Source organism: Streptomyces sp. NPDC006458 (genome assembly GCF_040612135.1).
GTDB lineage: Bacteria > Actinomycetota > Actinomycetes > Streptomycetales > Streptomycetaceae > Streptomyces.
Window position 1 is genome coordinate 152255 of record NZ_JBEXPR010000011.1, and the last position, 13730, is coordinate 165984.

The following is a 13730-nucleotide window of genomic DNA, read 5'->3' on the forward strand; positions in this document are numbered from 1 at the left end:
CCGGCGCGTCAGGGGCTTCGTGGGGGCGACGTAGGCTTGCCTGACCATGAGCCGCCGTCGTCCGCACCCGCCCTCCCCGCTGCCGCAGCGCGACGGCGTGGATCCGGTGCGGGTGCGGCTGCCGGGCGAGGGCGAATGGGCCACCGTCGGCGAGCACCTGGTGGACCGGCTGTCCGGCGCGGGCGCCGGGGTCGTACGCGGGATGCTGGACGACGGACTGGTCGTGGGCGCGGACGGCCGCCCCGTGGCCGCGGACGCGGCCTATGTGCCCGGCATGTACGTGTGGTTCCACCGCGAGCTCGCCCCCGAGGTGCCGGTGCCGTTCCCGGTGGAGGTCGTCCACCGGGACGAGCACATCGTCGTCGCGGACAAGCCGCACTTCCTCGCCACCACCCCGCGCGGCTCACACATCACCCAGACCGTGCTGGCCCGGCTCCGTCACGATCTGGGCATCCCGGCGCTGAGCGCGGCACATCGTCTGGACCGGCTGACGGCCGGCCTGGTGCTGTTCACCGTACGGCCCGAGGAGCGCGGCGCGTATCAGACGCTGTTCCGCGACCGCCTGGTGCACAAGGAGTACGAGGCGGTCGCGCCCTACGACCCCGGGCTCGAACTCCCGCGCACGGTGCGCAGTCGCATCGTGAAGGAGCGCGGGGTGCTCACCGCCCAGGAGGTCGAGGGCGAGCCGAACGCGGTCAGCCGGATCGAGCTGGCCGAGTGGCGCGGTGAGGGCCCGGCCCGGTACCGGCTGCTGCCCGCCACCGGGCAGACCCATCAGCTGCGGGTGCATATGACCGCGCTCGGCCTGCCGATCCTCGGCGACCCGCTGTATCCAGAGCCGGGCCCGCCCGTGCCGGCCGGTGACTTCCGCCGCCCGCTACAACTGCTCGCGCGTGCAATGGAGTTCACCGACCCGGTCACGGGCGCGAACCATCGCTTCGTCAGCGGCCGACAGCTCACCGCATGGACGTCGTACGCCGACTGGGCCGGTTTGTAGCGCTGCGGGAGCCCGGGTCAGTCGCCCCGCCACCACCGCAGCAACCGCTGCCACATCCCGGGGCGTCCGGCCGGTACGGGCGTGGGGGCCTGGGCGGGCGGCGCGGGCTGGGGCTGAGGTTGCAACTGGGACTGGGACTGGGACTGCGGCTGGGGCTGGGGCTGGGCGGCGGGGGCCTGCTGGGGCGCGGGCGGGCCGACCTGCCAGGCGGGCCGCTGCGGCGGGAGCGGCCGGATCGACGGCTTCTCCATGATGTCCTGCTGGGCCTTCGGCGCGAACTGCACCGGCAGCGACACGAGATGGCGGGAGGCGATGGACTCGGTCCAGCGCAACTCCTCCTCCTCGACGTCGAGTTCGACGTCCGGCAGCCGCATCAGCAGCGCGTCCACGCCCACGTCGGCGATGGCACGGCCGATGTCCTGGCCGGGGCATTCGTGCGGGCCGCCGCCGAAGGACAGGTGCGAGCGGTTGCCCTGCATGTTGACCGCCAGGTCGGGCCGCACCCGCGGGTCGACATTGCCGGGGGCGGGCGCGAACAGCAGCCCGTCGCCGCGCCGGATGCGCTGGCCGCCCAGCTCGGTGTCCGCCTTGGCGAAGTAGGCGAAGACGGTGCTGAACGGCGGTTCGTCCCAGAGGGACTGCTCGACCGCCTCGGGCACGGTCATCTGGCCGCCGTTGAGCTGCGCGCGGAAGCGCGGGTCGGTCAGCACCATGCGGATCGCGTTGGACAGCAGATTGACGGTGGCCTCGTAGGCGGCGTAGAGGACCACCCGCAGGTGCTCGCGGACCTCGTCGTCGGTCAGCCGGGCCGGGTGCATGATGAGGAAGCTGGTGAAGTCGTCGTCGGGCCGGGCGCGGCGGCGGGTGGTGAGCCGGCCGAGCGCGTCCATGACGTAGGCGTTGCTGGCGATGGCCGTCTCGGTGCCCTTGAGCGCGTCGCGGGCGGAGTGCACGAGCCGGTCGTTGTACTCCTCGGGCATGCCGAGGACCTCGCACATGACGGCCATCGGCAGGTGCTCGGCGAACTGACCGACGAGGTCGGCGCTGCCCTCCTCGCAGAAGCCGTTGACCAGCCGCTGGGTGTAGCGGTTGATGTGCCGGCGCAGGCCGCGGTGGTCGATGGTGGACATGGCACCGGTGACCGCGCCGCGCAGCCGCAGGTGCTCGTCGCCCTCGGCGTGGGAGCAGATGGGCTGCCAGGCGATGTGCGGCATGAGCGGGTGGTCGGGCTTGACCATGCCCTCCAGCAGCGGGGTCCAGATGCGGCTGTCCCGGGTGTACTGCGAGGGCGTGCGCACCATGTGCAGGTTCTCGGCGTGGCCGAGCACCACCCAGACCGGCACGTCCTCGTGGAGCAGCGCGGGGGCGACGGGCCCGTGGTCGTCCCGCAGCTTCTCGTACAGCTCGCCGAGGTCCGCCGCGCCGGGGCCGTAGAGCCGTTGGAGGCCGCCGGGGCCGATGCCGTGGGCGGGGCAGCCGGGGGGCGGGGCGAGGTGGGTCGGGTCGTCCGTTCCGGTCGGTGCGTGGGGTTCAGGCGTCACTGTGGAGGCTCCGAAGCTGGTGGATCAGGTGTCGGGGGATTCGGGACGGGTGGGGGCCGTGCGTGTGGGGGATGCGGGCGGGCGCGGATGGATCGCCGTGTGGGCGCGTCCGGTTTCGCGGCGGCCCAGGGGTCAGGTGAGCGCGCCGGTCAGGGCGAGGTCGTGCAGGAACCGCATCAGCGTCATCAGGGCGTCCCGGCTGGAGGCGCGGCGGCGCGCGTCGATCTCCATGATCGGGATCTCCTCGGGCAGGTCGAGGGCGGTGCGCAGCTCGTCCATGGGGTATCGGGGCGCGTCCGGGAAGGAGTTGATGGCGACCACGAACGGCACGCCGCGTTCCTCCAGCCGCCCTATGACGTCGAAACTGACCTCCAGCCGCCGGGTATCGACCAGCACGACCGCACCGAGCGCCCCCTCGAACAGGCCGTTCCACAGGAACCAGAAGCGTTCCTGGCCGGGGGTGCCGAAGAGGTAGAGGACCAGTTGGTCGCTGACGCTGATACGGCCGAAGTCCATGGCCACGGTGGTGGCGGTCTTGGTCTCGGAGCCGTAGTTGTCGTCGACCCCGACGCCGGCCTGCGTCATGGTCTCCTCGGTGGTCAGCGGCCTGATCTCACTCACCGAGCCGACCATCGTGGTCTTGCCGACCCCGAAGCCGCCCACGATCACGATCTTCACCGCCGCCTGGGCCGTGTGCGGCAGATGGTCCTCGGTGCGTGGGCCGGGAATGGTGTCAGAGCTTTTGAAGTCCATGCATCACCGCTTCGAGGAGGGAACGGTCGGCGAGCGACTTGCGGACGACGGGGACGCGCGCCTGGACCAGTTCGGCCGCCAGCATCTCGGTGAGCAGCACGGTCACCACACTGAACGGCAGGCTGAGATAGGCCGACAGCTCGGCCACTGACAGAGGGGCGGCGCACAGCCGGAGCACCGCCGCCTGTTCCGGGGTGGTCGACGGCGACGGCTCGGCGTGCGCCACGATTAACGTGACCAGGTCGAGCTCCGCGCGCCCGCCGTCCGCGCCGCCGATGACGAACAGCCTTTCGGGGTTGGGGCGTTCGCCCTCCTTGCCGGAGGACGGGGGCGGGGCGGACTCGGGCTCGGGCTCGGAGGTGCGTCGCTGGCGTTGCGGAGGCGTCATACGGTCTGCCCGTTGCGTCGGGGCGGACTCGTCAGATGGGCGCCGATCCGGACGACGAGGTCGCGCATCCGGGCACTCATCATGCTGGGGTCGCAGATCATGTCGGCGAGGACGGCGAGGTAGGCGTTGGCACCGGCCGCCATCATGTAGAAGTAGCCGCGGTCGACCTCGATGAGCACCATGTTCATCTCCCCTTCGCTGGTGGGGATCTCCTGAGCCACCGCGTTCGCCAGGCTTTGCAGTCCCGCGCACGCCGCGGCGACCCGGTCCGCGGTGTCGGGGTCGCCGCCGTGCCGGGCGATGCGCAGTCCGTCGGCGGAGAGCACCACGATCATGGCGACGCCCGGTACGCCGTCGGCGAGCTCCTTGAGCATCCAGTCGAAGTTCGCTCGCTGCTGGATCACTTGAGATCCCCCTCGTCGTCGGCCTCGCTGCGGGCCGGGTCATCGATCAGATGGGTGTATGCGGTGGGGTTGCGGGTGAACGCGGTGGGGTGTTCGCCGGGAGCGGCGACCTTCTTCAGTCCCTCCCAGAAGGCCTCGAACGCCACCCCGGGAGCGGGCTGGTCGTCCTTCTTGCGGGCCGGTTCGGCCTTGAGCTCCGACCACTGGGGTCCGGGATCGCGCCCTTCGCGCAGGGCGCGCTCGGCGGCGGCCTGTTCGGCGAGGCGCTGGCTGAGCGGGGTCCTGACCCGGCTGCGGCGCTGCGGCAGGCCGCCCGCGGTCCACTCGGTGACCTCGGGAACCTCGTCCTCCATGGAGACCGTCGCGGGGATGCGGGGGCTGGTGGGGCGGCGCTTCTTGGCCGGGCGCTTGGGCCCTTCGAGCGCGTCGATCGCCTGGGGCAGGGCGGTGGCTCCGATGCCGTGCGCGAGGCCGACGCCGGGCTCGGTGGTCATCATGTCGCTGGGCACGATGAGCACCGCGCGGACGCCGCCGTAGGCCGAACTGCGCAGCGACACCTGCATGTTGAACGTCGAGCACAGCCGGCCGACGACGGCGAGGCCGAGGCGGGGGCTGTCGCCGAGCTCCTGGAGGTCGACACCGGCCTTGGCGCGCTCCAGCATGCCCTCGGCTCTCGCGCGGGCCTCCTCGCTGAGGCTGACGCCGCCGTCCTCGATCTCGATGGCGACACCGGTCTGCACCTCGAACGCGGTGACGTGGACCTTGGTCTGCGGCGGGGAGTAGCGGGTGGCGTTGTCGAGCAGCTCGGCGCAGGCATGGATGACGGGCTCGACGGCGGTGCCCTTGATGTTGACCTTGGCGATGTTGTCGAGCGAGATGCGCCGGAACTCCAGGATCCGGGACATGGCGCCGCGCAGCACGCTGTAGAGGGCGACGGGCTTGGGCCACTGGCGGCTGGGGCGGCCGCCGCCGAGGACGCCGATGGAGTCGGCGAGGCGGCCGATCAGCGCGTTGCCGTGGTCGATGCGCAGCAGGTCGTCGAAGACCTCGGGGTTACGGCCGTGGTCCTCCTCCATCTCGCGCAGTTCCGCGGCCTGCTGGTGGATGATCGCCTGGACGCGCCGGGCGACGTTGACGAAGGAGCGCTGGGCGGAGTCGCGCAGCGCTTCCTCGTGGTCCACGATCCGCACCATGTGAAAGATGAGATGGCGCTCGGCCTCGCTCAGGTCCCGGTAGGAGGGGTCGATGTCGCCTAGGTCGCGCATCACCTCACCGGGGGAGTTACCCACACGCAGCCGGTGGATGGCCGCGGGCACGACCTCCCGGCCGAGCCGGACCATCCGGGCGTCGCGGGCGGCGAGGCGCTGTTCCAGATACGCGCTGTGACTGGCGTGCTCGGCGCGCAGCTCGCGCACCGTGCGGCCGCGGCGCACGGCCTCGGCTCCGGTCAGGATCACCAGCAGGGTGGCGATGCCACCGCACACGGCGACCGCGTTCTGCGCCGGCCGCGCGACGAGTGCCACGGCGGCGCCGGTTGCCACGGCCATGACTATCGCCGGGAGCAACAGCACGCGGGCGAAGGGGAGTTCGCGGCGTACGGGTGGGGTCTGGACACTCACCATGTGGGCCCTCTGAAACGAATCGGCTGGTACGCGGGGGTGCTTGCAGCGGGGTACGTCATGGAACTGTCGGGATCTAAGGGAGTTTTGGGAACAAGCGCACGAATACATCTCAACTCGGCGCGCTGCGGGCGAGCTTAGTCCGACCGGATCATCGCCGTGTCATATTCGGCAAGCGCCTGAGACGGCGCCCGCGGCAGGAGTACGCTCGGCCCCATTTGCACGCTGCGACCACGCTCGCACACGCTCCGTAGCGGCGTACAGACATGCGAAGATAACTCACCGTAACGAGTGAAGCGGCCTCGCGGCCCGTCGGAGAACTGCCCCACGGGCCGCCGACGAACACCCCGAAGCCCGCCCCGCACCGCCCCGCGGCCCTCGCCAGACCCCGGCACCCGTCAGCGCCACGCCCACGCCGGACCGGCACCCCCGCCGGGCCCCGGCACCCCCGAACACCACACCCGTCGGACCCCCGCGACCCTCAGCACCACACCCCCGCCGGTGCCGGCACCCCCCGAGTGCCGCAGCCTCACCGGACCCGGCACCCCACGAGCGCCGCCCCTGCCCTGCTCCAGCAAGGCCCACCACAGGGTGCCGGAACCGCTTCAGCGGCCCGCGCCGCACGGCCACCTCGCACTCCTCCCACGGCCGCGCGAACTCCTCCCCGGCCGCAGACAGTTCGCCCCCAGCACGACCGCCTCCCGGCCCTCCGGGCGCGCGTCGCCCGCCAGGGCCTCGCCAGCGCGTTGCACGCGAGGACGTCCCCTGCGTCCGTCACCACCTGCGCCGAGCAGTCGTACAGCCGGTCAGACCCCCGCGACCCTCAGCACCACACCCCCGCCGGTGCCGGCACCCCCCATCGCCACACCCCGCAGGACCGGCACCCCCCGAGCACCACACCCCCGCCGAGCCGGCACCCCTCATCGCCACACCCCCACCGGACCCCGGCACCCCCGAGCCCCGCCGCCCTCAGACCCCCGCGACCCTCAGCGCCGCGTCCGCCGTCGCCGCCGCGAACGCCGACACCGGCCGCTCGGGGTCGGACCGGTGCACCAGGATGACGCCCTCGATCAGCCCGAAGACCAGGTCCGTGCGCAGCTCCAGCTCACTCTTGGCGAGCGCCCCGCCCGCCTCGGTCGCGGCCAGCAACTGCCGGTAGGCGTCCTTCAGTTCGGCCCGCACCGCATGGAAACCGGCGAACCGCTCGGTGCGCACCTCGGGCAGCAGATACAGCACCCCCAGGTTGTGCGGCCCGCCGCACAGCAGCTGCACGTCCGCCCGGCACAGTTCCCACAGCCGTCGCGCGGCCGGGCCGCCGTCGTCGGCCAGCAGCTCGCGCGCGTACGCCAGCGACGGCGTGACCGTCGACTCCAGCAGCGCGGCGAGGAGTTCCTCCTTGCCGGAGACGTAGTGGTACATGGACGCCTGCCGCATACCGGCACGCTCGGCCACGGCCCGGGTGGTGGTGGCCGCGTAGCCGTTCACCGTGAACAACTCCGCCGCGGCCGCGAGCAGTTCCTCGCGCGGCGGCAGACCGCTGTCCGGCCGCTGCGCGGCGCGCGGCCGGCCGACGCGACGGCCACCTGTCGTCCCCATGCGTTCGATCCTCGCACACGGCACCGTCCGCGCTCGCCCGGCCGACAGCGAGAGGCCCGGGGCGGACGGGCACCACCGCGGCCCCTCGCCGGACCCCGCGGTGAGGGCCCGGTAACGGCGCGGCAACCGCAGGGCAACGCCGTCGACCCACCGCACTCCTAATTTCTGTCGCGCGACAGAAACCGCATCGGAGCCGGAGGCCCATCCATGGCGACAGCCACACCGCACGGAGCCCGCGCCCACGCCCGCGCCCAGGACGGCACCCGCGCCGAGGCCATGCCCGTCGTCCCGGCCCGCGACTGGCCGGACCCGCCCTGCACGGCCGGCCACCTGGTCTGGGCCGAGACCGTGGCCGGCGGCAACTACACCCACCGCCTCCTCGCCCGCGGCACCGAGCTGCGCCTGACCGACCTCCACGGCGACGCCTGCGCGCACCTCCTGCTGCACGCCGCAGACCGCCCCTTCGAACGGCTCAACGTCGCCGACACGGTCAAGGTGCAGTGGAACGCCTACCTGGGCGAGGGGGTGCTGCTGCTGTCCGACCAGGGCCGTGTGCTGGCCTCGGTCGTCGCCGACACCTCCGGCCGGCACGACGCCCTGTGCGGCACCTCCACCCTGGCCCGCAACACCGCCCGCTACGGCGACGGCACCCCCCAGTCCGCCTCCCCCGCCGGACGCGAACTGCTGAAACTGGCCGCCGCCAAGAACGGCCTGGAGCCGCGCGACCTGCCGCCGTCGCTCTCCTTCTTCCAGGGCGTACGTGTCACCGACGACGGCTCCCTGGACTTCACCGGCTCCGCCGGACCCGGCACGAGCGTCACCCTGCGCGCCGAGCAGGACGTCATCATCCTGATCGCCAACGTTCCGCACCCGTCCGACCCGCGCCCCGACTACATCAGCACACCGCTGGAGGTCCTGGCCTGGCGCGCGGCGCCCACCGCACCCGGCGACCCCCTGTGGGACGCCACCCCGGAGGGCCGCCGCGCCTTCCTCAACACCACCGAATTCCTCACCGCGAGGGGGCTCGCATGAAGACCGTCGTCCCGGCCCGCGCCGCCTGGTCCGCCGTCGTCCGCACCGGCCAGACCCTCACCGTCACCGACCTGCACGGCAACCAGGCCGTCGACTTCCTCCTCTACGACGCCCACGACACGTCGATCCGCTACAGCGCACCCGACACCGTCCACGCGCAGGGCACCATCTTCCTCACCACCGGCAGCGTGCTGCTCTCCAACGAGCACACCCCGCTGATGACGGTCGTCGCCGACGACGTGGGCCGCCACGACACGGTCGGCGGCGCCTGCTCCAAGGAGTCCAACACCCTGCGCTACGGCCACCACACCTGGGCCCAGCACGCCTGTGTGGACAACTTCCTCGCCGAGGGCGCCCGGCACGGCCTCGGCAAGCGCGACCTCGTCTCCAACATCAACTGGTACATGAACGTGCCCGTCGAGCGGGACGGCACCCTCGGCATCGTCGACGGCCTCTCCGCACCGGGCCTGTCCCTGACCCTGCGCGCCGAGCGCGACGTGCTGGTCCTGGTCTCCAACTGCCCCCAGATCAACAACCCCTGCAACGGCTTCGAGCCGACGGCCGTACAGATGACGATCGAAGACGCCGACGTGACGACGGCCGAAGGCGGCGCCGCATGACCTTCGACACCCTGCTGATCGCCAACCGCGGCGAGATAGCCGTCCGCATCCTGCGCACCGCCCGCGAACTCGGCCTGCGCACGGTCGCCGTGTACTCCGACGCCGACCGCTCCGCCCCGCACGTCCGCCTCGCCGACACAGCCGTACGCCTGGGACCGGCGCCGGCGAAGGAGTCGTACCTCGACCCCGATCTCGTGCTGCGCGCGGCCAAGGACACCGGCGCGGGCGCCATCCACCCCGGCTACGGCTTCCTGTCCGAGGACGCGGCGTTCGCGCGGCGCTGCGAGGACGCCGGGATCGCGTTCGTCGGCCCGACGCCCGCGCAGTTGGAGCTGTTCGGCGCCAAGCACACCGCGCGGGCCGCGGCGACGGCCGCGGGCGTGCCGCTCGCCCCCGGCACGGACCTGCTGGCCTCCCTCGACGAGGCCGTGGCCGAGGCGGCCCGCATCGGCTACCCCGTGATGCTGAAGGCGACCGGCGGAGGCGGCGGTATCGGTATGTCGGCGTGTCGATCCGCCGACGAACTGACCGGGGCCTGGGAGCGGGTGCAGCGCGTGGCCGCCGCCTCGTTCTCCTCGGCCGGCGTCTTCCTGGAACGGCTCGTGGAGCGCGCCCGCCATGTGGAGGTGCAGGTCTTCGGGGACGGCGAGGGCCGGGTCGTCACCCTCGGCGACCGCGACTGCTCCCTACAGCGCCGCAACCAGAAGGTGCTGGAGGAGGCCCCCGCCCCGGGCCTGCCCGACCACGTCCGTGACCGGATCTCCCGGTACGCGCGCGACCTGTGCGCCTCGGTCGGCTACCGCTCCGCGGGAACCGTCGAGTTCGTCTACGACGCCGCCCGCGAGGAGGCCTACTTCCTGGAGGTCAACACCCGGCTCCAGGTGGAACACCCCGTCACCGAGGAGATCTACGGCGTCGACCTCGTCGCCTGGATGCTGCGCCTGGCGCGGGGCGAGAGGGACGTCGTCCGCGACCCGGGCCCGCCCCGCGGCCACGCCGTCGAGGCCCGCCTGTACGCCGAGGACCCCTCCCGCGACCACCGGCCCGGCGCCGGACTGCTCACCCGGGTCGAGTTCCCGGCGGGGGTACGCGTCGACGCCTGGGTGGAGACGGGGACCGAGGTGACGACGTCGTACGACCCGATGCTCGCCAAGGTGATCGCCCGCGGTCCCGACCGCGCCCACGCGCTGGCCCGCCTCGACGAGGCCCTCGCCCGCACGCGGGTCGACGGCATCGAGACCAATCTGGGCCTGGTGCGCGCCGCGCTCACCCACGACGGGTTCCTGCGGGCTGCGCACACCACGGCCACCCTCGCCTCGGTCACCGACCCCACGCCCCGTATCGAGGTCGTCTCCTCCGGCACCCTCACCACCGTCCAGGACTGGCCGGGCCGCACCGGCTACTGGCAGGTCGGCGTGCCCCCGTCCGGCCCGATGGACGACCGCTCCTTCCGCCTCGGCAACCGCGCGCTGGGCAACCCCGAGGGCGCCCCGGGACTCGAATGCACCCTCCAGGGCCCCGCGTTGCGGTTCAGCCACGCCACGACGGTGTGCGTGACGGGCGCACCGGCACCGGTCACGGTCGACGGCACACCCGTCCCCCAGTGGGAGCCGGTGACGGTCCCGGCGGGGGCCCTGCTGGAGATCGGCGCCCCGGACGGTCCGGGCCTGCGCACCTACGTCCTCCTCGCCGGCGGAGGCCTCGACGCGCCCCCGTTCCTGGGCAGCGCGAGCACCTTCACCCTCGGCCGGTTCGGCGGACACGGCGGGCGGGCCCTGCGCACGGGCGACGTCCTGCACGGCGGCACGGCCGGGGAAGGGACGCCGGTGCCCGAGGCCGAACGGCCCTCGTTCACCGGCACCTGGCGGATCGGCGCGGTCGAAGGCCCGCACGCCGCACCGGAGTTCTTCACCGAGGACGACATCCGGGACTTCTACGCCGCCGACTGGAAGGTCCACTTCAACTCGGCCCGCACCGGCGTGCGGCTGGTCGGCCCGAAGCCGCGCTGGGCCCGCCCCGACGGCGGCGAGGCGGGGCTGCACCCGTCCAACATCCACGACACCCCCTACTGCGTCGGCGCCGTCGACTACACCGGCGACATGCCGGTGCTGCTGGGCCCGGACGGCCCCTCGCTGGGCGGGTTCGTGTGCCCGGCGACAGTCCTCAGCGGCGAGCGCTGGAAACTGGGCCAGCTGCGACCCGGCGACACCGTGCGGTTCATGCCCGTGCGGGCCGACGGAACGCCCCGGCCCGAGATCGCCGACGGCGGCGTACTGGCCCGCGACGGGGACATCACCTACCGCCGCAGCGGCGACGACAACCTCCTCGTCGAGTTCGGGCCGATGCAGCTGGACCTGGCCCTGCGCATGCGCGTGCACGCCCTGATGGAGGCGGTCGAGGCGGCGGGGATCGACGGCGTCGGCGACCTCACCCCGGGCATCCGCTCCCTCCAGATCCAGACGGACCCCCGCCGCCTTCCCCAGGACCGGCTCCTGGCGGCCGTGCGGCGGATCGCCGCGGACCTCCCGCCCACCGACGCGCTCGTCGTGCCCTCCCGCACGGTCCATCTCCCGCTGTCCTGGGACGACCCGGCCACCCGCGAGGCCATCGCCCGCTACATGGCGGGCGTCCGCGACGACGCCCCCTGGTGCCCGTGGAACATCGAGTTCATCCGCCGGGTCAACGGCCTGGACTCCGTGGCGGACGTGCACCGCACGGTCTTCGACGCCGAGTACCTCGTCCTCGGCCTCGGCGACGTCTACCTCGGCGCCCCCGTGGCTACCCCGCTGGACCCCCGCCACCGCCTGGTGACCACCAAGTACAACCCGGCCCGCACCTGGACGGCCGAGAACTCCGTGGGCATCGGCGGCGCCTACCTGTGCGTCTACGGCATGGAGGGCCCCGGCGGCTACCAGTTCGTCGGCCGGACCACCCAGGTGTGGTCGGCCTGGCAGCAGCGCGGCGCGTTCGAGCCGGGCTCCCCCTGGCTGCTGCGCTTCTTCGACCGCATCCGCTGGTACCCGGTGAGCGCGGACGAACTGCTCGACCTGCGCGCCGACATCGTCTCCGGCCGGTTCGTGCCCCGCATCGAGGAGGGCACGTTCTCACTCGCCGAGTACCAGGCTTTCCTGGCCGAACACGACGACTCCATCGCCGAGTTCAGGGCCCGCCAGCAGACGGCCTTCACGGCCGAGCGCGAGGCCTGGGAGCGGGCGGGCGAGTTCGCCCGCGCCGAAGCCGCCTCGGCGCCCCCGCCACCTCCCCGGGACATCGACGTACCGGCGGGCGGGCGGCTGCTGGAGGCCGAGTTCGCCGCCTCCGTCTGGCAGCTGAACGTGGCCCCCGGCGACACGGTGACCGCCGGACAGCCCCTGATCGCGCTGGAGGCGATGAAGATGGAGTCGAGGGTGCACGCCCCCGTGGACGGTGTGGTGACCGAGATCCTGGCGCGCCCCGGCGACCAGGTGGAGGCGGGCACGGCCCTGCTGGTGCTCGCGCCCGCGGCAGACTGAGGAGGAACAGCCGATGTCCATCACTCTCTCCCGCGTCCACAGCGCCTACGCGCGCATCGAGGCCGTCGACCGCCCGGAGATCTGGATCGACCTGCGCCGCCGTACCGAGGTGGAGGCGGAGGCCCGCGCCCTGGACGCCCGGCTGGCTGCGGGTGAACCCCTCCCCCTGGCCGGACGCCTGCTGGCGGTGAAGGGCAACATCGACGTGGCGGGCCTGCCCACGACCGCGGGCTGCCCGGCGTACGCCTACGAGCCCTCGGCGGACGCCCCCGCGGTGGCCCGGCTGCGCGCGGCCGGCGCGCTGGTGCTGGGCACCACGAACCTGGACCAGTTCGCGACGGGCCTGGTCGGCACGCGCTCCCCGTACGGCGCCGTCCGCAACGCCCACGACCCCGAGCGGATCAGCGGCGGCTCCAGCTCCGGCTCGGCCGTGGCGGTGGCCCTGGGCCTGGCCGATCTCGCCCTCGGCACGGACACGGCGGGCTCGGGCCGGGTCCCGGCCGCCTTGAACGGCATCGTCGGCCTCAAGCCGACCCGTGGGCTGATCCCCACCACCGGCGTGGTCCCGGCCTGCGCCTCGCTGGACTGCGTCTCCGTCTTCACCCGCACCCTGCGGGAGGCGGACCAGGCGCTCTCCCTGCTGGCCGACCCGCCCCCGCCGCCGACGCGCGCCCCGGGGCCGTGGCGCATCGCCGTCCCCGACCGCGACCGGCTCGGCGAACTCGACGAGGGCTGGGCCGAGGCCTACGAGGCCGCGGTACGGCGGTTCGCGGACACGGGCGCGCATGTGCGCACGATCGACCTCGCACCCTTCACCGAGGCGGCCACGATGCTCTACGAGGGCGCGTTCGTGGCCGAGCGCTACACCGCGGTCGGCGCGTTTGTCGACAAGGTGACCGCGGCGGGGGGTGAGGGGCTCGACCCCACGGTCGCCGGCATCATCACCCGGGCCCGTGACATCCCGGCCCACCGGCTCTTCGCCGACCAGGCCCGTCTGGCCGCCCTGCACGCCCGCGCCCTGACCGCGCTGGCGGAGGCGGACGCCCTGCTGCTCCCGACCACGCCGGGCCTCCCGACTCTCGCCCAGGTGGCGGCGGACCCCTTGGGCGCCAACGCCCGCCTGGGCCGCTACACCAACTCGACCAACCTTTTCGGCATGGCGGCGGTGGCGGCCCCGGCGGGCACGGTGCGGGGCCTGCCCTTCGGGGTGATGCTGCTGGGCCCGGCGGGCACGGACAGACGGCTGCTGGACATCGCCGGGCAGCTGT

11 protein-coding genes and 1 pseudogene are annotated in these 13730 nt (G+C 73.3%); 5 read left to right on the forward strand and 7 right to left on the reverse strand.

Features of this window, described 5'->3' with window-relative positions:
- Positions 1-46: 46 nt before the first annotated feature.
- Positions 47-997 (forward strand): pseudouridine synthase, encoded by a 951-nt coding sequence (locus ABZZ79_RS17310; RefSeq protein ID WP_356689762.1) that lies wholly within the window; start codon positions 47-49, stop codon positions 995-997.
- A 17-nt stretch (positions 998-1014) separates the two neighbouring features.
- On the opposite strand, the gene ABZZ79_RS17315 is transcribed toward ABZZ79_RS17310, so the two are convergent.
- The 7 genes from ABZZ79_RS17315 to ABZZ79_RS17345 all read right to left on the reverse strand — a co-directional run bounded on the left by ABZZ79_RS17315 (position 1015) and on the right by ABZZ79_RS17345 (position 7298).
- On the reverse strand, positions 1015-2538 hold the full coding sequence (locus ABZZ79_RS17315) for a cytochrome P450 (RefSeq protein WP_356689763.1): 1524 nt from the start codon (positions 2536-2538) through the stop codon (positions 1015-1017).
- Positions 2539-2670: 132 nt separating this feature from the next.
- Positions 2671-3291, reverse strand: coding sequence for an ATP/GTP-binding protein (locus tag ABZZ79_RS17320; protein ID WP_356689764.1), 621 nt, complete (start codon positions 3289-3291; stop codon positions 2671-2673).
- Complete coding sequence (locus ABZZ79_RS17325) at positions 3272-3679, reverse strand: DUF742 domain-containing protein (protein WP_356689765.1); 408 nt, start codon at positions 3677-3679, stop codon at positions 3272-3274. Before ABZZ79_RS17325 ends, ABZZ79_RS17320 begins: the two co-directional genes overlap by 20 nt.
- Complete coding sequence (locus ABZZ79_RS17330; protein ID WP_356689766.1) at positions 3676-4083, reverse strand: roadblock/LC7 domain-containing protein; 408 nt, start codon at positions 4081-4083, stop codon at positions 3676-3678. Before ABZZ79_RS17330 ends, ABZZ79_RS17325 begins: the two co-directional genes overlap by 4 nt.
- Complete coding sequence (locus tag ABZZ79_RS17335; RefSeq protein WP_356689767.1) at positions 4080-5705, reverse strand: ATP-binding protein; 1626 nt, start codon at positions 5703-5705, stop codon at positions 4080-4082. The genes ABZZ79_RS17330 and ABZZ79_RS17335 overlap by 4 nt, the downstream gene beginning before the upstream one ends.
- 276 nt (positions 5706-5981) lie before the next feature.
- Positions 5982-6380: a hypothetical protein gene (locus ABZZ79_RS17340; RefSeq protein WP_356689850.1), complete on the reverse strand. Its 399-nt coding sequence runs from the start codon at positions 6378-6380 to the stop codon at positions 5982-5984.
- A 291-nt stretch (positions 6381-6671) separates the two neighbouring features.
- Complete coding sequence (locus ABZZ79_RS17345) at positions 6672-7298, reverse strand: TetR/AcrR family transcriptional regulator (RefSeq protein WP_356689768.1); 627 nt, start codon at positions 7296-7298, stop codon at positions 6672-6674.
- Between the two features lie 207 nt (positions 7299-7505).
- Between ABZZ79_RS17345 and ABZZ79_RS17350 the strand changes: the two genes are divergently transcribed.
- The 4 genes and pseudogenes from ABZZ79_RS17350 to atzF all read left to right on the forward strand — a co-directional run.
- The gene (locus ABZZ79_RS17350; protein WP_356689769.1) at positions 7506-8330 is read left to right on the forward strand and encodes an urea amidolyase associated protein UAAP1; all 825 of its coding nucleotides are present in this window, start codon (positions 7506-7508) and stop codon (positions 8328-8330) included.
- Positions 8327-8950, forward strand: coding sequence for an urea amidolyase associated protein UAAP2 (locus ABZZ79_RS17355; protein WP_356689770.1), 624 nt, complete (start codon positions 8327-8329; stop codon positions 8948-8950). The genes ABZZ79_RS17350 and ABZZ79_RS17355 overlap by 4 nt, the downstream gene beginning before the upstream one ends.
- Positions 8947-12462 (forward strand): 5-oxoprolinase/urea amidolyase family protein, encoded by a 3516-nt coding sequence (locus tag ABZZ79_RS17360; protein ID WP_356689771.1) that lies wholly within the window; start codon positions 8947-8949, stop codon positions 12460-12462. The genes ABZZ79_RS17355 and ABZZ79_RS17360 overlap by 4 nt, the downstream gene beginning before the upstream one ends.
- 13 nt (positions 12463-12475) lie before the next feature.
- A pseudogene (gene atzF, locus ABZZ79_RS17365) lies at positions 12476-13720 on the forward strand (allophanate hydrolase); the annotation flags it as partial.
- Positions 13721-13730: the final 10 nt, after the last annotated feature.

Excerpts from the sequence above, each read along its gene's own strand:
- ABZZ79_RS17350 (WP_356689769.1), top strand. The coding sequence starts at position 7,506 with ATGGCGACAGCCACACCGCACGGAGCCCGCGCCCACGCCCGCGCCCAG.
- ABZZ79_RS17335 (WP_356689767.1), bottom strand. The coding sequence starts at position 5,705 with ATGGTGAGTGTCCAGACCCCACCCGTACGCCGCGAACTCCCCTTCGCC.
- ABZZ79_RS17320 (WP_356689764.1), bottom strand. The coding sequence starts at position 3,291 with ATGGACTTCAAAAGCTCTGACACCATTCCCGGCCCACGCACCGAGGAC.
- ABZZ79_RS17345 (WP_356689768.1), bottom strand. The coding sequence starts at position 7,298 with ATGGGGACGACAGGTGGCCGTCGCGTCGGCCGGCCGCGCGCCGCGCAG.
- ABZZ79_RS17360 (WP_356689771.1), top strand. The coding sequence starts at position 8,947 with ATGACCTTCGACACCCTGCTGATCGCCAACCGCGGCGAGATAGCCGTC.
- ABZZ79_RS17310 (WP_356689762.1), top strand. The coding sequence starts at position 47 with ATGAGCCGCCGTCGTCCGCACCCGCCCTCCCCGCTGCCGCAGCGCGAC.
- ABZZ79_RS17325 (WP_356689765.1), bottom strand. The coding sequence starts at position 3,679 with ATGACGCCTCCGCAACGCCAGCGACGCACCTCCGAGCCCGAGCCCGAG.
- ABZZ79_RS17355 (WP_356689770.1), top strand. The coding sequence starts at position 8,327 with ATGAAGACCGTCGTCCCGGCCCGCGCCGCCTGGTCCGCCGTCGTCCGC.